Genomic DNA, 19,451 nt, shown 5'->3' on the forward strand with positions numbered 1-19,451 from the left:
GGACTGCATCTACCCGCTTTGGCCCACTCCGGCTTTCCGATACAATGCAGGTAGCTTTTAAAATCCTGCCTGAAAACCGGAGAGACTCCATGCGTGATGTTGTTATCGTAGCCGCCAAACGTACCGCCGTCGGCAGCTTCGGAGGTGGGCTTTCCAGCCTTCGTGCCGACCAGCTCGGCAGCGCCGTTATCAAGGCCCTGCTGGAAGAGTCCGGTGTTGCTGCCGAGCAGGTTAACGAGGTCGTCCTGGGCCAGGTACTGACTGCCGGTTGTGGCCAGAACCCCGCGCGCCAGGCTTCCATCAATGGGGGCATTCCGGCGTCGGTACCCTCCATGACCATTAACAAGGTATGTGGCTCCGGCCTGAAGGCCGTGCACATGGCGGTGCAGGCCATCCGTTGTGGTGACGCCGAACTGATGATCGCCGGCGGCCAGGAAAGCATGAGCCAGGCGCCCCACGTGCTCCCCAACAGCCGGAATGGCCAGCGCATGGGTAACTGGAACATGGTGGACACCATGATTTCCGATGGCCTGTGGGATGCGTTCAATGACTATCACATGGGTGTGACCGCAGAAAACATCGTGGAGAAATACGGTATTAGCCGCGAAGAGCAGGATACCTTCGCCGCCGCCTCCCAGCAAAAAGCCGCCGCCGCCATGGACGCCGGTTATTTCGACGGCCAGATCGTTCCCATCACCATCCCCCAGCGAAAAGGCGACCCACTGGTCGTGAACAGGGATGAGACTCCCCGCGCCGGCGTTACCGCCGAGGGGCTCGGCAAACTTCGCCCCGCATTCAAGAAGGATGGAACCGTCACCGCCGGGAATGCATCTTCCCTGAACGACGGTGCGGCAGCGGTGATTGTCTGCAGTGCTGACAAGGCAAAGGAGCTGGGCCTCACGCCGCTGGCTACCATCAGGGCTCATGCCAATGCAGGCGTTGATCCCACCATCATGGGCACCGGCCCTATTCCGGCCAGTCACCGCTGCCTGAAACTGGCAGGATGGTCAGTAGACGACCTGGACCTTATTGAAGCCAACGAAGCCTTTGCAGCCCAGGCCATTTCCGTGAATCGGGACATGGGCTGGGATACCTCAAAGGTCAACGTGAATGGTGGCGCCATTGCACTGGGCCACCCGATCGGGGCGTCAGGCTGCCGGATTCTGGTCAGCCTGTTGCACGAGATGGCTCGCCGGGATGCGAAGAAAGGCTTGGCAACTTTGTGTATCGGTGGTGGCATGGGCGTGGCCCTTGCCGTGGAGCGCTGATCACAGAATGCTGAACGTGGTGTTGTTCGAGCCGGAGATACCGCCGAATACCGGCAACATTATCAGGCTCTGCGCCAATACAGGATGCCGGCTGCATCTGATTGAACCCCTGGGATTCACTCTGGAAGACAAACAGATGCGGCGGGCCGGCCTGGACTATAGTGAATATGCAACAGTCACGGTTCACGCAGACTACAAGAGCTTTCTGGATAGCGAACAGCCTGCGAGACTGTTCGGACTGACTACCAAGGGCTCCCGTGGACATCATGAAGTGTCATACCAGAGGGGTGATTATCTGATGTTCGGCCCTGAAACCCGGGGCCTGCCAGCAGACATTCGCCAGGCGCTTCCCGAGGCGCATCGCCTGAGAGTACCGATGCGGCCGGAAAGCCGCAGCCTCAACCTGTCAAACACGGTTGCCCTGGTGGTCTATGAAGCATGGAGACAGCTGGATTTTGAAGGAGCTCAATAAACAACGTCGGGCAGCAGAGCTGATATTTGCAGCCATTGTATTGCTGTTCGCCTCAAGGGCCTGGCCCGAGTACAACGGCACCCGGGTTATAACCACCCCCTCGATTACTTCAGAAGTGTCGGTGGTACTCGGCAAGAAGATTATCAGAGAGCTTTATGCCAGTTGTGGGCTCAACATCAGTTACCTGGATGTGCCCGCCGCCCGCGCGGTAATGATGGCGGAAAAAAGCCAGTCCGACGGTGAGCTGGCACGCATCCCCATGGCCGTGAAGGACGAAGCGCCCCTGGTTCCATTACATACACCCATTGAAATGGCACGGCTGGTCCCGCTGTTCCTTGACAGTGAATCGGCTGCTGCCCACTCAGACCTGACAGGCAAACGAATCGGCTTTCTCAATGGCTACCGGATGATTGCTGCCGTATTACCGGATAATGCCACGCAGGTAGCCACCAGCGACACCTTTCAACTGGTCAGCCTGCTTGAGCGCAAACGGATTGATGTCGCCCTCACACTGGAATGGGACGCGCTGGCCGCCAAGCATCAGAACCCGGACATGGTCATCGGCAAACCGCTACTCGAATCCCCCATCTATCACTGGGTCCACCAATCCAGGGAAAATGACATTGCCTGCCTTTCCGAGGCACTCATCGATATGAAGGAAGACGGCGAACTCCAGCGCTTAATTCGGGACGGCATCGAATCAGGCTCACCAGAATGAAAAAACCCCGCTGGCGCGCCAGTGGGGTTTTTCTGCTTGCCAGAAAAGGCAGCGTCAGTGCGTCTGCTCTTCCTTGTTTTCGCCCGCTGCTTCTTCCTGCTTGCGCTTCAGCGCCTGGGCATAGATGGCGTCAAAATTGACCGGCGCCAGCATCAGTGCGGGGAAGCTGCCCTTGCCCACGATACCGTCGATGGCTTCACGGGCGTATGGGAACAGGATATTGGGGCAGTATGCACCCAGCATCTGGCCAAGCTGCGGACCTTCAATGCCTTTCACCAAAAACACACCGGCCTGCTGGATCTCGACGATATAGGCTACTTTCTCGTCGACCTTTGCAGTCACGGTCAGGGACAGAACCACTTCATACTGGTTGTCACTGACCTTGTTGTGGGAGGTGTTCAGGTCCAGGTTTACCTGCGGCTTCCACTGGTCCTGAAAGACGGTCGGAGAGTTGGGAGACTCAAACGACAGGTCCTTCACGTAGATACGCTGAAGGGCGAACTGGGGTTGTGCCTGGTTTTCGTTGCCTGCTGCGGCCTGTTCATTTTCAGCCATTTTACTGTCCTTTCTTCAATTAGTGGATAGAACCGTTACTTCTTGACCAGCGGCAGGTTGCTGCCTTTCCAGTCGGCGATGCCGCCATCGAGACGAACCACATTGGTGTACCCTTCCGCATTCAGCTGTTTGACTGCCATAGCGGAATGCTGGCCCATCTTGTCCGCCACGATAATCTGCTTGTCCTTGAACTTCTTCAGTTCCGACGCACGGCTTTTGATACTATTAAGGGGAATATTGATTGCACCGGTAATCCGGCCCTCGTTAAAATCCTTGCGGTCACGGATGTCGACAACAACAGCTTCATCGCGGTTAATCAGGTTTACCGCACCCTGTGCCGATATTTTCTTGCCACCACGGCGGGACTCCAGCACCAGTATGGCAAGCAGGAAAGCGACAAACAGAGACACCAGAATGTAATGGTTAACCGCAAATTCGAACACCCTTTCCATGAAAACACCTTGCTGAATAGTTTGTGGCGGGATTATACACACCCTTACCCACTGACAGAAGATAACCGAGGTGGCCGAAGGGTGCGGAAATGTTTAGAATCAATGTTCGTTTTAGTAAATTTACCAAACTACCATCGGATTGAGTGATGACTGCCACGCGTAAGCCTACTGCACTGATTATTCTTGACGGCTGGGGTCACCGTGACCCGGCTGACGACAATGCCATCAGCAACGCCAATACGCCTTTCTGGGATAAGCTCTGGAAAAACCAGCCAAAAACCCTGATCAACACGTCTGGAATGTTCGTTGGTTTGCCCCAGGGACAGATGGGTAATTCTGAAGTCGGCCACATGAATCTTGGCGCAGGACGGGTGGTTTACCAAAGCCTGACACGTATCGACAAAGACGTGGAAGAAGGTACTTTTACGCAAAACCCTACTCTGTGTGCGGCCATGGACAAGGCCATCAACAGCGGCCGGGCCGTTCACCTGATGGGCCTGCTCTCGCCCGGTGGCGTGCACAGTCATGAGAACCATATCCTGGCAGCTGCTGAAATGGCAGCCGAACGCGGAGCCAAAGAAGTCTACATCCACGCATTCCTGGATGGCCGCGACATGCCGCCCCGCAGTGCGAAAGCGTCACTGGAAAAAGCCGCCACCAAACTGAAGAACCTTGGGGTCGGCCGGGTAGCCTCCATTGTCGGTCGATACTACGCCATGGACCGGGACAACCGCTGGGACCGGGTTGAAGAAGCCTATAATGTGATGACCCTGGGAGAGGCGGAGTTTACCGCAGCGGATCCGATAACCGCTCTGGAACAGGCCTATGAGCGCGGCGAGAACGACGAGTTCGTCAAGGCCACTCACATTCAGGTCAGCGGTGAACCGGAAGGCACCATCAGTGATGGTGACACAGTGATCTTCATGAACTTCCGCGCGGACCGCGCCCGGGAAATGACGCGCTGCTTTGTCGAGAAAGACTTCGAAGGCTTCGAGCGCCGCAAGCACCCTGAGCTCGCGGATTTCGTCATGCTCACCGAATACGCCGCCGATATCAAAGCCTCCTGCGCCTATCCGCCGGAACAGCTGACCAATGGCCTGGGCGAGTATGTTTCAAACCTGGGCAAAACCCAGCTGCGCATTTCCGAGACCGAAAAGTACGCCCACGTTACCTTCTTCTTTAACGGTGGCATGGAAACGCCATTCGAAGGGGAAGATCGCATCCTGGTGCCATCCCCCAAGGTAGCCACTTACGACCTGAAGCCCGAAATGAGCGCGCCGGAGGTGACCGACAAACTGGTGGAAGCCATCAAGAGCGGCAAATACGACCTTGTGGTGTGCAACTACGCCAACGGCGACATGGTTGGCCATACCGGCAAACTGGATGCAGCCATCAAGGCCGCCGAATGCATCGACCAGTGCGTCGCCCGCATTACCGAGGCACTGGAAGAAGTAGGCGGCGAAGCACTGATCACTGCAGACCACGGCAACTGCGAGCAAATGACCGATCCCAGTTCCGGCCAGGTTCACACGGCCCATACCATTGGCCCCGTCCCCCTGGTCTACGTTGGCCCGCGCAAGGTCTCCCTGAAGAACGACGGCAGCCTGAGCGACGTCGCACCCACCCTGCTGACCCTGATGGGCCTTGAGAAACCGGCGGAAATGACAGGCCACAGCCTGGTGGAGATCGATTGATTGTACGTCACTGGCTGGTGCTGGCACTGTTTGCCGTTGCCGCACCGGCACTGGCGGAGCAACAGGTTACCCCTGGCCAGATAAAAGCTCTCAGGGAAGAGATTGCCGATATTGACGAGTGGCTGGCAGATGCCGAGGAGGACCGCTCGTCGCTGGAGCAACAGCTCTCCGGTATCGAGCAGCAGATCGGCCGGCTTACGCGGGAGCGTCGCGAACTCCGTGAGCAGGCCAGAAAGCAGCAGCAGCGTCTCGCGGAATTGTCAGAGGATGAGGCAGAACTGACCCGCACGCTGGAAAGCCAGCGTGACAGCCTGAAAATGCAGATCCGTGCTGCCTGGATGGAAGGCGACGCACCTGCCGTGAAAGTGCTGCTCAACGAGATTGACCCGGACAAGGTTGCCCGCACCATGACCTATTACGAATACCTCAGCCGGGATACCATTGACCGGCTGGAGGCATTCGCCGCCAACCTCCGCAAGCTCAAAGAAACACAGAGGCAGGTAAAGGCCGGACGACTGCGCCTTGCTGAACTTGAGCAGGATGTTGCCGGACGCCAGCAGAAACTGAGCGCCAGCAAGCAGGAGCGGGAGCAGACACTGGCGGCCCTGAAGGCAGACATCAGTGACCGCAAAGATGAACGCCAGGAACTGGCGGCAGACCGCAAACGGCTGGAAAAACTGCTGAAAGAAGTGGAAGAGGCCATCGCCAACATCCCCATCCCAAACGAATCAGATCCTTTCGGGTCACTCCGGAACAAACTGCCCTGGCCAGCCGAGGGCAAGGTTGCCAGCAGTTTTGGTGACAGCTATGCCAGTGGCAAGCTTCGCTATAACGGGTTACTGATCAACACCGATGAGGGCAGCGACGTCAGGGCGGTTCACTATGGCCGTGTTGTGTTTGCCAACTGGTTACGGGGGTTTGGCCTGATGACGATTCTCGATCACGGCGACGGCTACATGACCCTCTATGGCCATAGCAGCAGCCTTTACACCAGCCCCGGCGACTGGGTTGAGGCCGGCGAAGCCATTGCCCAGGCAGGCCGCACCGGAGGCACTGACAACCCCGCCGTGTACTTTGAAGTCCGTCATAATGGAAAACCGGTTAACCCGCAGCGCTGGCTTGGCAACCGCTGAGCCTCGCTCGTGATACCCTAAAGGCTGACAAATCAGCCTGGTAACGCCATACTGTCCGGCAATACTCGGGAACCCAACAGTCATCGGATTAACACAGGATATGTGAATGAGACGGGTAAGATGTTTTAACCATGCCGCAACCATCAGCGTACTCGCCTTCTGCCTGACCGCACTGCCCGGCCTGATTCATGCCCAGGAAGCTGATGAAGAAACCCGGCGCCTGCTGGAAGGCATTCAGCACGGCGAACAGGTGGAAATCGAGCTCCCGGATCCGGAAGAGCAGCTACCCCTTGACGACCTGCGCAAGTTTGCCGAAGTGTTCGGGCGCATCAAGGACGCCTACGTGGAAGAAGTGGACGATCGTCAGCTTCTGGAGAGCGCTATCAAGGGCATGCTGTCAGACCTGGACCCCCATTCCACCTACCTGGCCCCGAAAGACTACGAACAGTTGGAAGAGAGCACCTCCGGTGAATTCGGGGGCCTCGGTATTGAAGTGGGCATGGAGGACGGCTTCGTCAAGGTCATATCTCCCATCGACGACACACCTGCCCAGAAGGCTGGCGTACAGGCTGGCGACCTGATCATCAAACTGGGCGATCAGCCGGTCAAAGGCATGTCGCTGGAAGAAGCGGTCAAGCTCATGCGGGGCAAGCCGGGCACCGTCCTTACCCTCACTATCATGCGTGAGGGCGAGTCCGCCCCCATTGAGATTGATGTGGAGCGGGACATCATTAAAGTTACCAGCATCAAATCCCGTATTATCGAGAACGGCTATGGTTACGTGCGGATTACCCAGTTCCAGGCAGACACCGGGTCCCAGTTCACCAAGGCGCTTGAAGACCTTGAGAAGGAGCATGGCAGCGATCTGGACGGCCTGATTATCGACCTGCGCAACAACCCGGGCGGCATCCTCCAGGCTGCCGTTGAGGCGGCCGACGCCCTGCTTGATGAGGGCCTGATTGTTTATACCGAGGGCCGGATACAGAGCTCTCGCCTTCGTTTTAACGCCAAGCCCGGCGACATCATGCCGAACACCCCCATGGTGGTTCTGATCAACGGTGGCTCCGCATCTGCCTCGGAAATCCTGGCGGGAGCACTGCAGGATCACGAGCGCGCGGTTGTCATGGGCACGCAGTCTTTCGGCAAGGGTAGCGTCCAGACCGTCATTCCGCTGGATGAAACACACGCCATCAAGATGACAACCGCCCGCTACTATACTCCCGACGGCCGCTCCATCCAGGCCAAAGGCATCAAACCCGACATTGAAGTGAAGCCGGCCGAGCTAACAGAGCTGGATAGTCAGCCGTTCTTCACCGAGGCGGATCTCAGCGGCCACCTCGAAGGACAGGATGAAGGGCAGGAAACGGTCGAGGAAGAGCGCCAGCAAACTTCGCCGGCAAGCAAAGACTTTCAGCTGCGGTCCGCACTGAACCTGCTCAAGGGACTGAGCATCCTCAACCAGCGTAACAAACCAGAACAGGAAAGCGCGGATTGAAAGTCCTGGCAACACTGATTGCGGCTGCTCTTGCTGTATCCCCGGTCTTTGCCGGGGAACGTGGCCAGCGGGTTCCGCCCACAATCGCCATCATCATTGATGACATGGGACACAACCTGGTGGAGGGTAAACGGCTGATTGCCCTCGACCAGCCCATTACACTGGCTTTTCTCCCCTATCGCAGGCATACAACGGAACTGGCAGAGCAGGCGCATCTGGAGCAGAAGGAGATCATGCTTCATGCCCCCATGGCCAACACCCGCAACATTGGCCTTGGTCCCGGCGGCCTGAGCCCGGGCATGAGCAAGAACAGTATGGCGACTACCCTTCGCCGCGCACTGCAGTCCATTCCTCATGTCCGTGGCGTGAACAACCACATGGGCAGCCTGCTCACCCAGCAACTGGAAGCCATGGACTGGGTGATGGCGGAACTTGAACACTACCCGGTCTATTTTGTTGACAGCCGCACCATCGCCTCCTCAATTGCTGGCGAAGTGGCCGCTGCCTATCGTATCCCTACCCTCACCCGTGACGTATTTCTTGATCATGAACAGACCGAGGAGTATATCGACAGGCAGTTCCGGCTTCTGATCAAGAGAGCAAAAGAGAACGGCAGCGCCGTCGGTATCGGCCACCCTCACAGGGTCACCGTGGACTATCTGGAGAAGCGTTTACCGGAACTGGACGAGGAGGGCATCGCCATTGCCACCATCAGCGGTGTTTGGGCCATGAGAAATGGTAACCGGCGGATGTTTGCGGAGGGTGAAAAGCGGGCAATCCGGCCGGCGCTGGCGAAGCAGGAGTAGAACTCAAGCGGGGTGTCGGATTACGGCTTCGCCTAATCCGACCTACTGTGGAGTCGAGCCTTTCGTAGGTCGGATTAGCCGAAGGCGTAATCCGACAAACAAGTTCCCGCCCTACTCCCGAACCACAATCCCCTGCGCCTTCATAAACGCCTTCGCCTCCGGAATCGTATGCTGGCCGAAGTGAAAAATAGACGCCGCAAGCACCGCATCCGCACGCCCTTCAGTCACGCCATCCGCCAGATGCTGCAGCTCACCAACACCACCTGAGGCAATGACCGGCACCGACACCGCGTCGCTGATGGCACGCGTGAGCCCCAGATCAAAGCCCACCTTGGTACCGTCCCTGTCCATACTGGTCAACAGCAGCTCACCGGCACCCATGGCCGTCATCTTGCGGGCCCATTCCACAGCATCCAGCCCGGTTGGCTTGCGGCCACCATGGGTGAAAATTTCCCAGCGCGGCTCTTCACCTTCAGCACTGACACGCTTGGCATCAATGGCCACCACAATGCACTGGCTGCCAAAGCGGTCGGCGGCTTCGCGAACGAATTCGGGATTGAACACCGCCGCGGTGTTGATTGACACCTTGTCGGCGCCGGCATTCAGCAGTTTGCGGATATCATCTACCGTGCGCACGCCACCACCAACCGTTAGCGGGATAAACACTTCGGCCGCCATGCGCTCCACAGTTTCGTAAGTGGTGTCACGGCTTTCATGGCTGGCGGTAATGTCCAGGAAGGTGATTTCGTCAGCGCCCTGCTCATTGTATTTGCGAGCCACTTCAACGGGGTCACCGGCATCGCGGATATCGACAAAGTTCACGCCTTTTACAACGCGACCCTTGTCAACATCGAGGCAGGGAATAATACGTTTCGCCAGAGCCATAATTCGTCTTACCCCTTCAGGCTGTCGCAGAAGGCCTGGGCCTCAGCCACATCCAGAGTGCCCTCGTAGATGGCACGGCCGGTGATGGCACCGAGGATGCCTTTGTCAGCCACGGTTGCCAGGCGCTTCAGGTCGTCCATATTGGTTACGCCGCCGGACGCAATCACCGGAATGCCGCCTTCTTCCGCCAGCGCCGCTGTGGCTTCCACATTAACACCCTGCATCATGCCATCACGACTGATATCCGTGTAAACGATAGCGTCCACACCGTCATTGGCAAAGCGTTTGGCCAGGTCAGTCGCCATTACTTCAGACACTTCCGCCCAGCCGTCAGTGGCAACACGACCATCTTTGGCGTCCAGGCCAACAATGATGTGGCCAGGGAATTTCTTGCACATGTCGGTGACGAATTCGGGCTCCTTGACGGCTTTGGTGCCGATGATCACCCACTGTACGCCGGCTTTCAGGTAGGCCTCAATGGTTTCGGCGGAGCGGATACCGCCACCGATCTGGATCGGCAGGTCCGGATATTTACGGGCGATAGCCTGGACGATTTCGCCATTGATGGGCTCACCAGCGAAGGCGCCGTTCAGATCGACCAGGTGCAGGCGGCGGGCGCCGGCGTCAACCCAGCGGGTTGCCATATCAACAGGATCATCACCAAAAACGGTGGAGTCGTCCATGCGGCCCTGGCGCAGCCTTACGCACTTACCGTCTTTCAAATCTATGGCCGGGATAATCAGCATTTTCCAGTCCAGTTGGTAAAGTTTTTCAGTAACTGCAGACCCGCCCGTGCACTTTTTTCAGGGTGGAACTGCACCGCAAAGATGTTGTCTCTTGCTACCGCTGCGGCAAGGTCGACACCGTAATGGGTACGGCCTGCGATATCGGGGTTTCCGTCCGCTTCGACGTAGTAGCTGTGCACAAAATAGAAGCGGTCGCCGTCTGGAATGTCATGCCAGAGCGGGTGATCCATGGTCTGGAAGACTTCGTTCCAGCCCATGTGGGGCACTTTCAGGCGTTCGCCGTTTTCGGTGAGATTATCGCCGAAGAAACGAACTTCCGCCGGGAACAGGTCAATACAATCCACCCAGCCGTTTTCTTCGCTGCGGGACATCAGGGCCTGCATGCCGACGCAGATGCCCAGCAACGGGCGGTCAGCGGAGACTTCCCGTACCAGGTCATCAATGCCCAGGCGGCGGATTTCCGCCATGCAGTCGCGGATGGCCCCCACGCCCGGCAGGATTACCCGGTCCGCACCGCGAATCTGATCGGCGTTGTCTGTGACCAGCACGCGAGTGTCTGGCGCTACGTGCTCAACCGCTTTGCTGACGGAATGAAGGTTACCCATGCCGTAGTCGATAATGGCAACGGTTTTCATGTGAAGAGAGACTTCCTGAATCGTGGATTCAGGGGCCGCTTACAGCGACCCCTTGGTGGACGGAGTAATACCCGCCATACGCTCGTCCATCTCGATGGCCATGCGCAGGGCGCGCCCAAAGGCCTTGAACACCGTTTCAATCTGATGGTGGGTGTTCTTGCCCTTCAGGTTATCGATGTGCAGGGTCACCATGGAATGGTTCACGAAGCCCTGGAAGAACTCGGCAAACAGGTCGACGTCAAAACCACCCACGGCTCCCCGGGTATAGGGCACATGCATCATCAGTCCCGGGCGGCCCGACAGGTCAATCACCACGCGGGACAGCGCTTCATCCAGCGGCACGTAGGCGTGGCCATAGCGGCGAATACCTTTCTTGTCGCCCACCGCCTCTTTGAAGGCCTGCCCCAGGGTGATGCCAATGTCCTCCACCGTGTGGTGATCATCTATATGCAGGTCACCCCTGGAAACGATGTTCAGGTCCATCAGCCCGTGCCGGGCAATCTGATCCATCATGTGCTCAAGGAAAGGCACGCCGGTGTCGAAACTGGACTTGCCGGTGCCATCGAGATCGATTTCAACGGTGATCTGTGTTTCCAGGGTATTTCTTTCTACCCGAGCCTTGCGTTCGGCCATGGAGACTCCAAAGTCATCAATCGGCAAATGCCGGAAAATTGTCTGCGAGCATTATACCTTTTATCACTTCCTGCGTCCCGCAACAGCCTTTATGGCGATGATAGCCACAGGCATCAGAACGCGTTTTTCAGGTTTTTCATGTAGGTATCCACCAGACTGTTGAACTCGTGCTTGATCACCGGGCTGATTGCCAGTTTCAGCAGGCTTGGCAGCGGCACAGTCAACTCAGCGCTGGTCTGGAATTTCACTGAGGTGGTGTTGTCGTCCTTTGCCTTCAGAGTCCATGAGCCCTTGACCACGCCATTACCCTCGCCTTTCACCGGCTCCCAGGTAATTTTCCCGTTTTCCTTGTCTGCATGGTACTTACAGGCATAGACAGACTGAATGGCGTGCTTGTCCACGCCCACCTTTTCCATTTCCCAGCGATAGGTGTTGTCACCCAGATCTACCAGGTTCTGCACCTTGGGGAAGTGGCTGGCCGATTTCGGAACATCCGCCAGCAGCTCAAAAACTTCGTCATATCCGGCTGGCATATCCAGTTCACGGTTCAGCTCAATAGAGACAGTAATAGCCACTGCTTGCTCCTTTTTATGATTGTAAGACGCGCATTACGTTGCTGTTAAAAAAAGCGTGTGGAAATAAGGTGCCTATTTTGGCTGATCACTAACGTATTGTCATACATCCAGGCTTTTATTTTGTTACCCCTGGGTTATCCTTGGACTAACAATTCGCCCAGTACCCGGACACGAATTAACGGAAGGACGCCAGAATCATGAAAGCTGTTCGCTATGTGGCTCTCGCCATTGTCGGCCTGATCATCCTTGCCATTGCCGCCGTGGCCATTGCCATTGCCGTCATAGATCCCAACACCTACAAGCCGCAAATCGAAAAGGTGGTTGAAGACAGCACCAACCTCGACCTGATCCTGGCTGGAGACATCGGCTGGTCCTTCATCCCTCTGGGCCTGGAACTCAACGATGTTGAGGCAACACTGGAAGAAGAGCGGCTGGTTCGTCTTGACCAGTTGGTGGCGAAAGTCAGCTTCTGGTCGCTGGTAACCATGTCGCCGCGGGTGAATACTTTCATGCTCAGTGGTCTGGACGCCAATCTGTCCGTTAACGAAGACGGCACCGGCAACTGGACACGGATCATGCCGGAGGGCGATGCACAGCAGCAGGAAGATGCGGCCCCCGAGCAAACGGCCGAGGCAGACACTGGCGACGGCGAGCCGCTTGACTTCAATGTGGAAAGCGTCGAAATCAGCAACGCCCGGGTTCATTACGAAGACAAACGCACCGGCCAGGCCTTCACCCTCGAAGACTTCGCCGTTACCGCCAGCGATATTACGCTGGGCTCCAGCTTCCCGCTGAACGTAGCGTTCCGCTTTGCCACCAATCAGCCCCAGTTTGCAGTCAAGGGCGACATAAACGCACGCCTGGCCGCCAACGAGGCCCTCAATGAATTTGGCGTATCGGGCCTCGAAGCCGTATTCGACATGAGCGGTGAACCATTTGCCGGCGAAGCCGTTCGCGCCGAACTGGCAGGCTCACTGGAAGCCAATCTGGAAAATGAAACCGCGACCCTCAACGGCGTCACCGCCAGCCTGGAAGACCTGAAACTGAACACCGATCTGACGGTTAATGGTTTTGGTGACAAGCCGAAAATTGAGGGCAGCCTCAGTATTGATGAATTCTCCCTGAAAGCCCTGCTCGCCGCGCTGGGCCAGCCGGCGCTTGAGACAGAAGACCCGGATGTGATGAAAGCCATTGCCTTCTCCACCAACATTGGCGGCCCTGCTGGCACTGTGGAGCTGACCGCTCTGACCATCAGCCTGGACGACACCACATTCAAGGGCGGGGCAAGCTATGGTCTGGCCAATAATGCCATCGGCCTCAACCTGCAGGGTGATGCAATCAATGTGGACCGCTATCTCCCCCCTGCCACTGACGAAGAACCAGTAACTGCTGAAGAGCAGCCACAGGGCGGCGGCTCTGCAGAAGAAGGCGACCTGTTGCCACTGGAGACCCTGCGATCACTGGTACTGGATATCAATCTGGGCCTGGGCGAACTGATTGTGAGCAATCTCACCATCAATGACATCAAGTCCGCCATTACTGCGCGTAACGGCCTGCTGAAAGTGGAAGATTTCAGTGGCAAGCTTTATGACGGTTCGTTTCGCTCCAGCGTCACCCTGGATGCCCGCTCTGACAACCCCCAGTGGACCATCACCAAGGACATCAAGAACGTTCAGACACTCCCTCTGCTAACGGATCTGGCCGAAGTGGACCTGCTTTCGGGGGGCGCCAACATGGCGGTGAACGTGAAAACCACTGGCAATCGGATCTCTGCCCTGCGCAACAACGCCAAAGGCGAGATCAACTTCAACCTGGCCGAAGGCGAGTTCACCCAGATGAACCTCACCCGTATGGCCTGCCAGGGCATTGCTCTGGTCAACCAGGAAAGCCTGGGAACCTCGGACTGGGGCACCAGTACGCCGTTCAACGACATGAAAGGTACCCTGAAGATTGACGGCAATACTCTGAACAATACTGACCTGGTAGCTGCCCTCGCTGGCATGAGACTTGAAGGCGACGGCACCGTGGACCTGGCTGCCTCCAACCTTGATTACGAAATTGGCCTTCGCATCGTCGGCGAGATCCACCGGGATGAAGCCTGTCGGGTCACGGAATATGTGGAAGACGTGGTCATTCCTGTCGAGTGCCGCGGCGACTTTGCCGAAGACCCTGCAGGCCTTTGCTCCTTCGACGGTTCCCGTTTCCGCGACACCCTGAAAACCATCGCCGCGAATGCTGCAAAAGCCAAGGCCCGTGAAGAAGTCGATAAGGCAAAAGCCGAAGCCACGGAAAAGGCCACCAAGAAGCTGCAGGAAAAACTCGGTGAGCAAGGTGGCGAGCAGGTCAAGGATGCCCTGAAAGGTCTGTTCGACCGATGAGTGACAGTTTTGCCCACAGGCTACTGGCCTGGTACGACACTAATGGCAGGCATGACCTGCCCTGGCATCATGACCGGAACCCATACCGCGTATGGGTTTCGGAAATCATGCTTCAGCAGACTCAGGTCACCACCGTCATCCCCTACTTCGAAGCCTTCATGCGGCGCTTTCCGGATGTGGAAGCGCTGGCCTCTGCGCCAGTGGACGATGTGCTCAGCCACTGGTCAGGCCTGGGCTACTACGCCCGCGCCCGCAACCTGCAGAAGGCCGCCCAACAAGTGGTTGAGAACCACAACGGGCAATTCCCGGAAGACCTGGAACAGCTACAGACCCTGCCCGGCATTGGCCGTTCCACCGCTGCGGCGATAATAGCCCAGGCCTTCCAGCGCCGGGCCGCAATACTGGACGGCAACGTAAAACGGGTGCTGGCCCGCTACCACGCCATTGCCGGCTGGCCGGGTAAAACCAGCGTACTCAACCTGCTCTGGGCGCGCGCAGAAGAACACACACCGAAAGAGCGCATCCGTGACTACACCCAGGCCATCATGGACCTGGGCGCCATGGTCTGCACCCGCAGCCGCCCGGCTTGTGAAAGCTGCCCACTGAGAACCGGATGTGAGGCCTATGCCCGTGGCGAAACCGGCCTCTACCCCGGCTCCAAACCCAAAAAAACCAAACCCGAGAAAACCACCTGGATGGTGATACTGCAAGATCATGACGGGCGCATCCTGCTGGAACGCCGGCCGCCGAGCGGTATCTGGGGCGGCCTCTGGAGCCTGCCGGAACTTGACCCGGCCTATGGCCCGGATGAACTGCCAGAAGCCTGCGAACAGGCCTTCGGCTTCAACTGCGGCGAACCGGCGCTCACCAGCGGTTTCCGCCACACTTTCAGCCACTACCACCTGCACATTCGGCCGGCACGGCTGACTGTTCACAGCTCCGCACAAGTCAAAGACGCCGAAAATCATCGGTGGATTCACCGGGATAAAGCTCTGGCCCTGGGCCTGCCCGCCCCCATACGTACCCTCCTGACATCGCCAGAACAATCCGTCCTGCTTTGAGGCGGACAGTCTTAACACCGGTCAATGCCACCACGCCGCAATCTGTTATCATCCACCGCAGATTTCGCAACTCTACCTCCAAACAGGAGCAGACATGAGCCGCACCGTATTCTGTCGCAAATACCAACAGGAACTCGAAGGCCTGGATTTCCCGCCCATGCCCGGCAAAAAAGGCGAAGACATCTACGAGAACATCAGCAAGAAAGCCTGGGAAGAATGGCAGGCCCAGCAGACCATGCTGATCAACGAAAAGCACCTGAGCCTGATGGACCCCAACACTCGCAAGTACCTCCAGGCGCAGATGGAACGCTTCTTCAACAATGAGCCGTTCGACAAGGCCGAAGGGTATGTGCCGCCCGAGAAGTAGGCGCACCCAACCTGCGGAAGCGCCTATTAAAATTTTCCCGGAACAGCCTTGACTCGGGCAACCTAAACCGGTTTAATAGCGCCCCGTTGCACAGCAGTACCGCAACGCGCCCGGATAGCTCAGTTGGTAGAGCAGGGGATTGAAAATCCCCGTGTCGGTGGTTCGATTCCGCCTCCGGGCACCAAGATTCAATGACTTAGCCCGCCTTGTGCGGGCTTTGTTGTTTCTCGAATTCGGATTTGTAAGCAATATGTAAGCACCTTCATTTACTAACAGCAAAGCCGATCATAATTTCCTCCCCTTTTTGCTAGTTTCGACTAAGAGGTGACTCAGGCGCAGAACGGGGCTGACCAAGAACACACCGGAGCAAAATCAAACGCCCTCGATTCGCGTCAGACAAACGCTCCTTACGACTGGGCGCAAACTAGGTCTTAATTTTAGGCCGTTCAGAATTGCCTATAGTGAACGTAGGGTATACGTTTACCAGCAAGCATACTGGCAGAGACAAAATCCGAAAGGCACCGACGAAACATGGCGAAATATGCATACTCTGATCTCAGTGACGGCCAATTCGAGGAACTGGTTCTTGCCATCTGTCAGCATTTATTCGGGTTAGCAACACAAGGGTTTGCAAAGGGTCCAGATGGTGGACGTGACGCAAAATTCGTCGGCATAGCTGAGAGGTATCCGAGCACGAGCTCACCTTGGCAAGGAACCACAATAATCCAGGCAAAACATACAATTGGATTAAATAAAAGCTTTACCGAAAGCGATTTTTTTAGCAAAGACAATGAAAATTGCGTTATTCAAAAAGAAATCCCTAGAATCCAAAGCTTAATTTCAAAAGGTGAGTTAGATAATTATCTTTTGATTGCTAACAGACGCTTGACAGGAAATGGCGAAAGTCAGATTGTTTCCTATATATCCAGCGCTTGTAACCTGCCCCAGTCCCAGATCAAAGTATGCGGTATAGAACAGCTTGAATCGTGGCTGAAGTTCTTTCGAGAAATCCCTGATCAAGTTCACCTCGATCCTGTTGACGCACCACTCCTAGTCTCACCAGATGACCTCGCTGAGGTGATTCAAGCATTAGATGGCCAAAAGGCGAGCTTTAAAACAATCGATGACACGCCTCCAACCCCCCGGGTCGAATATAAAACAAAAAACAAAATTAACAACTTTACAGTTGAGGGGGCTCGATATTGGCGAAGCCGGTTTTTGAAGGAAACGTCAAAAATTGACTCTTTCCTTTCGGCGCCACAAAATTCAAAATTTGTGAAAATGTATGAGTCAACAGTTGATGAATTTCAGTGTAACATCATCGCAAAGAGGAAAGACCATCAAAATTTTGATGAAGTATTGAATCATATTTTTCGGTCACTGGTGGAGCGCGACCCAGATCTTAGAAGGCACAGGTCTTTGACTAGGGCTATGCTATTTTATATGTATTGGAACTGTGACATCGGTGAGGATGAAGAATGTTGAGGCCAACCAAATATTCACACCCCGACAGCACAGTTATAAGCGCAGCATTGCTTTTGTTAAAAGCATTGAAAGACGATCGAATTATTGAATATTCTGAGCTTTTAAAACTAACTAAAAGCCGTATTGCTGGCGGAGAGAACCTTTACATCCCAGCGCTCAGCTTTCTTTTTATCATGGGGAAAGTTAGGTACCACCAAAACACTGATTCTTTTGAATACATAGACCATCATGAAACTAACTAAAATTTATAGCAATCAAGATGAAATTTTCGCCCCCATTTTTCTTAATGATGGCTTAAATGCTGTAATCGCAGAGATAAGAAAACCGGAGAACAAAGAAAAGGACACTCACAACCTTGGAAAAACCACACTGGCAAGGTTGCTAGACTTTCTTCTGCTTGCTCAACGCAACAAAAAACAATTCTTGTTCAAACACTTATCGATGTTCGAAAGTTTTGTGTTCTTTTTGGAGGTTCAAATTACCTCAGAAAAATTCTTAACAATCCGCCGGTCGGTGTCAAAGCCAAGCAAAATATCCTTTAAATATCACAACGAAAAGCACCAAGACTTCACTCAACTCGATGATGCTCATTGGGATCATGCAGGCGTTACGTTCGACAGAGCAAGAAATGTTTTGGACAGCGCTTTAGATCTCCGTGATTTGTCACCTTGGAGCTACAGACAAATCACCGGATATTTACTTAGAACCCAAAATGATTATACAGATGTCTTTCAGCTCCAGAAGTTCAAAGGCAAGCATGAAACTTGGAAGCCATTTCTCGCCCAAGTCTTAGGTTTTGAATCTGCCTTCATTACCGAACAATATGAAACCGAGAAAAAAGTCGATAGCGCAGAGAAGTCCCTTGAAACTGTCAAGACCGAGCTGGGTGGATTAAACCTCGATTCCGGTAAGATTGAAGGCTTACTACAACTAAAACTGCGTGAATCTGAAAAAAAAGAATCCCTACTATCCCAGTTTGATTTTCGCGAAGAAGATGCAAAGCTAGCCGAAGTCACAATTTCGGATTACGACCGAGAATTGGCGGACTTAACCACTAGAAGATATTACCTTAACCAATCGAAATCTGAGATTGAGGAATCGATAAAGGATAACTCTATACTTTTCGATACGGAACAAGCGAAACAATTATTCGAGGAAGCAGGCGTATTATTTAAGGACCAAATAAAAAAAGACTTCGATCAGCTAATTGAGTTTAACCAAGCCATTACCGAAGAAAGAAAGTCCTACCTCGAAGAAGACCTGAAAGAAATCAACGATGAACTTGGCAACATCAAGGCTCAAATCGAAAACCTGTCAGGTGAGCGATCTAAAAACCTTAGATTTATTAAAGAAGTTGATGTATTTGAGAAGTACAAATCGATCTCTAGAGATCTAGTTAAGATCAAGGCTGACATTGAAACCTTAGAAAGGCAACGGGAGAATTTGAAGCGGCTTCAAGAGCTAAGAAGTGAGCTTCGAAACATAAAGAGCCAGTTGTCCGAAGTCCAAGAGGAGATCGAACATAATGTCGATACCATCAACGGTGACCCTAATAGCCGCTTCTCAAAGGTCAGAGAGTATTTTAGTGATATCGTTGAAAAGGTATTATCAAGAAAAGCTTTATTAAGCGTTTCCGTGAATCAGCAAGGACATATTGAATTTTTAGCAGAGATCCTTGATGACGATGGCAATTCGACCAGTGCTGACCTCGGACACACATACAAAAAGCTATTATGCGTTGCATTCGACCTTTCTATTCTTCGAGTTCATTTAGAGGGGCGGTTCCCGCGCTGGCTTTACCATGACGGTATATTCGAGTCGTTAGACAATCGTAAGAAGGAAAATCTTCTAGAGGTCATCCATGAATATACAGATCTTGGAATACAAATGATTGTAACTGCAATTGACTCAGATCTTCCGGCAAGAAATACGCAGGACTCTCCCGTCTTTAGTAATGCACAGGTTGTACTGAGACTTCATGATGAGGATAGTTCTGGAAGGCTCTTTAGAATGGCCAGCTGGTAAAAGCCAACGCCAAGGTTACACCAGCACTCTGTGCTGTCTCGGCGGGTCCTTCCCAGCCGGAATTCATC

The 19,451-nt window shown here is 54.7% G+C and carries 20 protein-coding genes and 1 tRNA gene; 14 read left to right on the plus strand and 7 right to left on the minus strand.

Annotated features, from left to right (window positions below; translation table 11 throughout):
- Nucleotides 1–89: 89 nt before the first annotated feature.
- The 3 genes from QPM17_RS10350 to QPM17_RS10360 are packed head-to-tail and all read left to right on the plus strand — an operon-like array spanning nucleotide 90 to nucleotide 2,458.
- Nucleotides 90–1,268, plus strand: coding sequence for an acetyl-CoA C-acetyltransferase (locus QPM17_RS10350; RefSeq protein WP_285390627.1), 1,179 nt, complete (start codon nucleotides 90–92; stop codon nucleotides 1,266–1,268).
- Between the two features lie 7 nt (nucleotides 1,269–1,275).
- Complete coding sequence (gene trmL, locus QPM17_RS10355) at nucleotides 1,276–1,740, plus strand: tRNA (uridine(34)/cytosine(34)/5-carboxymethylaminomethyluridine(34)-2'-O)-methyltransferase TrmL (RefSeq protein ID WP_285390628.1); 465 nt, start codon at nucleotides 1,276–1,278, stop codon at nucleotides 1,738–1,740.
- A complete protein-coding gene (locus QPM17_RS10360; protein ID WP_285390629.1) occupies nucleotides 1,724–2,458 on the plus strand; it encodes a substrate-binding periplasmic protein in 735 nt (244 codons plus the stop codon). The genes trmL and QPM17_RS10360 overlap by 17 nt, the downstream gene beginning before the upstream one ends.
- Before the next feature lie 54 nt (nucleotides 2,459–2,512).
- On the opposite strand, the gene secB is transcribed toward QPM17_RS10360, so the two are convergent.
- Both secB and QPM17_RS10370 read right to left on the minus strand, forming a co-directional pair.
- On the minus strand, nucleotides 2,513–3,013 hold the full coding sequence (gene secB, locus QPM17_RS10365) for a protein-export chaperone SecB (RefSeq protein WP_285390630.1): 501 nt from the start codon (nucleotides 3,011–3,013) through the stop codon (nucleotides 2,513–2,515).
- A 35-nt stretch (nucleotides 3,014–3,048) separates the two neighbouring features.
- The gene (locus QPM17_RS10370) at nucleotides 3,049–3,465 is read right to left on the minus strand and encodes a rhodanese-like domain-containing protein (RefSeq protein ID WP_285390632.1); all 417 of its coding nucleotides are present in this window, start codon (nucleotides 3,463–3,465) and stop codon (nucleotides 3,049–3,051) included.
- A gap of 146 nt (nucleotides 3,466–3,611) precedes the next feature.
- Here QPM17_RS10370 and gpmM point away from each other — a divergent pair, with 146 nt between their 5' ends.
- The 4 genes from gpmM to QPM17_RS10390 all read left to right on the plus strand — a co-directional run bounded on the left by gpmM (nucleotide 3,612) and on the right by QPM17_RS10390 (nucleotide 8,593).
- Nucleotides 3,612–5,159, plus strand: a complete 1,548-nt coding sequence (gene gpmM, locus QPM17_RS10375; protein ID WP_285390634.1) for a 2,3-bisphosphoglycerate-independent phosphoglycerate mutase — start codon at nucleotides 3,612–3,614, stop codon at nucleotides 5,157–5,159.
- A complete protein-coding gene (locus QPM17_RS10380) occupies nucleotides 5,156–6,292 on the plus strand; it encodes a murein hydrolase activator EnvC family protein (RefSeq protein WP_422732751.1) in 1,137 nt (378 codons plus the stop codon). The genes gpmM and QPM17_RS10380 overlap by 4 nt, the downstream gene beginning before the upstream one ends.
- Nucleotides 6,293–6,398: 106 nt before the next feature.
- The gene (locus tag QPM17_RS10385; protein WP_285390635.1) at nucleotides 6,399–7,787 is read left to right on the plus strand and encodes a S41 family peptidase; all 1,389 of its coding nucleotides are present in this window, start codon (nucleotides 6,399–6,401) and stop codon (nucleotides 7,785–7,787) included.
- Entirely contained in the window at nucleotides 7,784–8,593 is an 810-nt protein-coding gene (locus QPM17_RS10390) for a divergent polysaccharide deacetylase family protein (RefSeq protein ID WP_285390636.1), read from the plus strand. Before QPM17_RS10385 ends, QPM17_RS10390 begins: the two co-directional genes overlap by 4 nt.
- A gap of 111 nt (nucleotides 8,594–8,704) precedes the next feature.
- Here the strand turns inward: QPM17_RS10390 and hisF are convergent, their stop codons facing one another.
- The 5 genes from hisF to QPM17_RS10415 form a co-directional block, all read right to left on the minus strand.
- On the minus strand, nucleotides 8,705–9,478 hold the full coding sequence (hisF, locus tag QPM17_RS10395; protein ID WP_285390637.1) for an imidazole glycerol phosphate synthase subunit HisF: 774 nt from the start codon (nucleotides 9,476–9,478) through the stop codon (nucleotides 8,705–8,707).
- An 8-nt stretch (nucleotides 9,479–9,486) separates the two neighbouring features.
- Nucleotides 9,487–10,224: a 1-(5-phosphoribosyl)-5-[(5-phosphoribosylamino)methylideneamino]imidazole-4-carboxamide isomerase gene (gene hisA / locus QPM17_RS10400; protein ID WP_285390638.1), complete on the minus strand. Its 738-nt coding sequence runs from the start codon at nucleotides 10,222–10,224 to the stop codon at nucleotides 9,487–9,489.
- Nucleotides 10,218–10,859 (minus strand): imidazole glycerol phosphate synthase subunit HisH, encoded by a 642-nt coding sequence (hisH, locus tag QPM17_RS10405; protein WP_285390639.1) that lies wholly within the window; start codon nucleotides 10,857–10,859, stop codon nucleotides 10,218–10,220. The genes hisA and hisH overlap by 7 nt, the downstream gene beginning before the upstream one ends.
- A 39-nt stretch (nucleotides 10,860–10,898) precedes the next feature.
- The gene (gene hisB, locus QPM17_RS10410; protein WP_285390642.1) at nucleotides 10,899–11,492 is read right to left on the minus strand and encodes an imidazoleglycerol-phosphate dehydratase HisB; all 594 of its coding nucleotides are present in this window, start codon (nucleotides 11,490–11,492) and stop codon (nucleotides 10,899–10,901) included.
- A 113-nt stretch (nucleotides 11,493–11,605) separates the two neighbouring features.
- Nucleotides 11,606–12,067 carry an SRPBCC family protein gene (locus QPM17_RS10415; RefSeq protein WP_285390643.1) on the minus strand — a complete coding sequence of 154 codons (462 nt, stop codon included), beginning with the start codon at nucleotides 12,065–12,067 and terminating at the stop codon, nucleotides 11,606–11,608.
- A gap of 197 nt (nucleotides 12,068–12,264) precedes the next feature.
- On the opposite strand from QPM17_RS10415, the gene QPM17_RS10420 reads away from it, so the two are divergent.
- From QPM17_RS10420 to QPM17_RS10445, 7 genes are all read left to right on the plus strand, one after another.
- Entirely contained in the window at nucleotides 12,265–14,445 is a 2,181-nt protein-coding gene (locus QPM17_RS10420; RefSeq protein WP_285390644.1) for an AsmA family protein, read from the plus strand.
- Complete coding sequence (mutY, locus tag QPM17_RS10425) at nucleotides 14,442–15,506, plus strand: A/G-specific adenine glycosylase (RefSeq protein WP_285390645.1); 1,065 nt, start codon at nucleotides 14,442–14,444, stop codon at nucleotides 15,504–15,506. Before QPM17_RS10420 ends, mutY begins: the two co-directional genes overlap by 4 nt.
- A gap of 94 nt (nucleotides 15,507–15,600) precedes the next feature.
- Nucleotides 15,601–15,873, plus strand: a complete 273-nt coding sequence (locus QPM17_RS10430; protein WP_285390646.1) for an oxidative damage protection protein — start codon at nucleotides 15,601–15,603, stop codon at nucleotides 15,871–15,873.
- 108 nt (nucleotides 15,874–15,981) lie between these two features.
- Nucleotides 15,982–16,057 (plus strand) — tRNA-Phe (locus QPM17_RS10435).
- A gap of 347 nt (nucleotides 16,058–16,404) precedes the next feature.
- Entirely contained in the window at nucleotides 16,405–17,358 is a 954-nt protein-coding gene (locus tag QPM17_RS10440; RefSeq protein ID WP_285390647.1) for an ABC-three component system protein, read from the plus strand.
- The gene (locus tag QPM17_RS23725; RefSeq protein ID WP_340366519.1) at nucleotides 17,352–17,600 is read left to right on the plus strand and encodes an ABC-three component system middle component 8; all 249 of its coding nucleotides are present in this window, start codon (nucleotides 17,352–17,354) and stop codon (nucleotides 17,598–17,600) included. Before QPM17_RS10440 ends, QPM17_RS23725 begins: the two co-directional genes overlap by 7 nt.
- Nucleotides 17,587–19,383, plus strand: coding sequence for a DUF2326 domain-containing protein (locus tag QPM17_RS10445; protein ID WP_285390648.1), 1,797 nt, complete (start codon nucleotides 17,587–17,589; stop codon nucleotides 19,381–19,383). Before QPM17_RS23725 ends, QPM17_RS10445 begins: the two co-directional genes overlap by 14 nt.
- Nucleotides 19,384–19,451: the final 68 nt, after the last annotated feature.

It is taken from the genome of Marinobacter azerbaijanicus (assembly GCF_030250645.1).
GTDB lineage: Bacteria > Pseudomonadota > Gammaproteobacteria > Pseudomonadales > Oleiphilaceae > Marinobacter > Marinobacter azerbaijanicus.

Coding starts and splice junctions, on each gene's coding strand:
- QPM17_RS10350 (WP_285390627.1), top strand. CDS start 90: ATGCGTGATGTTGTTATCGTAGCCGCCAAACGTACCGCCGTCGGCAGC.
- trmL (WP_285390628.1), top strand. CDS start 1,276: ATGCTGAACGTGGTGTTGTTCGAGCCGGAGATACCGCCGAATACCGGC.
- secB (WP_285390630.1), bottom strand. CDS start 3,013: ATGGCTGAAAATGAACAGGCCGCAGCAGGCAACGAAAACCAGGCACAA.
- QPM17_RS10370 (WP_285390632.1), bottom strand. CDS start 3,465: ATGGAAAGGGTGTTCGAATTTGCGGTTAACCATTACATTCTGGTGTCT.
- gpmM (WP_285390634.1), top strand. CDS start 3,612: ATGACTGCCACGCGTAAGCCTACTGCACTGATTATTCTTGACGGCTGG.
- QPM17_RS10385 (WP_285390635.1), top strand. CDS start 6,399: ATGAGACGGGTAAGATGTTTTAACCATGCCGCAACCATCAGCGTACTC.
- hisF (WP_285390637.1), bottom strand. CDS start 9,478: ATGGCTCTGGCGAAACGTATTATTCCCTGCCTCGATGTTGACAAGGGT.
- hisA (WP_285390638.1), bottom strand. CDS start 10,224: ATGCTGATTATCCCGGCCATAGATTTGAAAGACGGTAAGTGCGTAAGG.
- hisH (WP_285390639.1), bottom strand. CDS start 10,859: ATGAAAACCGTTGCCATTATCGACTACGGCATGGGTAACCTTCATTCC.
- hisB (WP_285390642.1), bottom strand. CDS start 11,492: ATGGCCGAACGCAAGGCTCGGGTAGAAAGAAATACCCTGGAAACACAG.
- QPM17_RS10420 (WP_285390644.1), top strand. CDS start 12,265: ATGAAAGCTGTTCGCTATGTGGCTCTCGCCATTGTCGGCCTGATCATC.
- mutY (WP_285390645.1), top strand. CDS start 14,442: ATGAGTGACAGTTTTGCCCACAGGCTACTGGCCTGGTACGACACTAAT.
- QPM17_RS10430 (WP_285390646.1), top strand. CDS start 15,601: ATGAGCCGCACCGTATTCTGTCGCAAATACCAACAGGAACTCGAAGGC.
- QPM17_RS10440 (WP_285390647.1), top strand. CDS start 16,405: ATGGCGAAATATGCATACTCTGATCTCAGTGACGGCCAATTCGAGGAA.
- QPM17_RS23725 (WP_340366519.1), top strand. CDS start 17,352: ATGTTGAGGCCAACCAAATATTCACACCCCGACAGCACAGTTATAAGC.
- QPM17_RS10445 (WP_285390648.1), top strand. CDS start 17,587: ATGAAACTAACTAAAATTTATAGCAATCAAGATGAAATTTTCGCCCCC.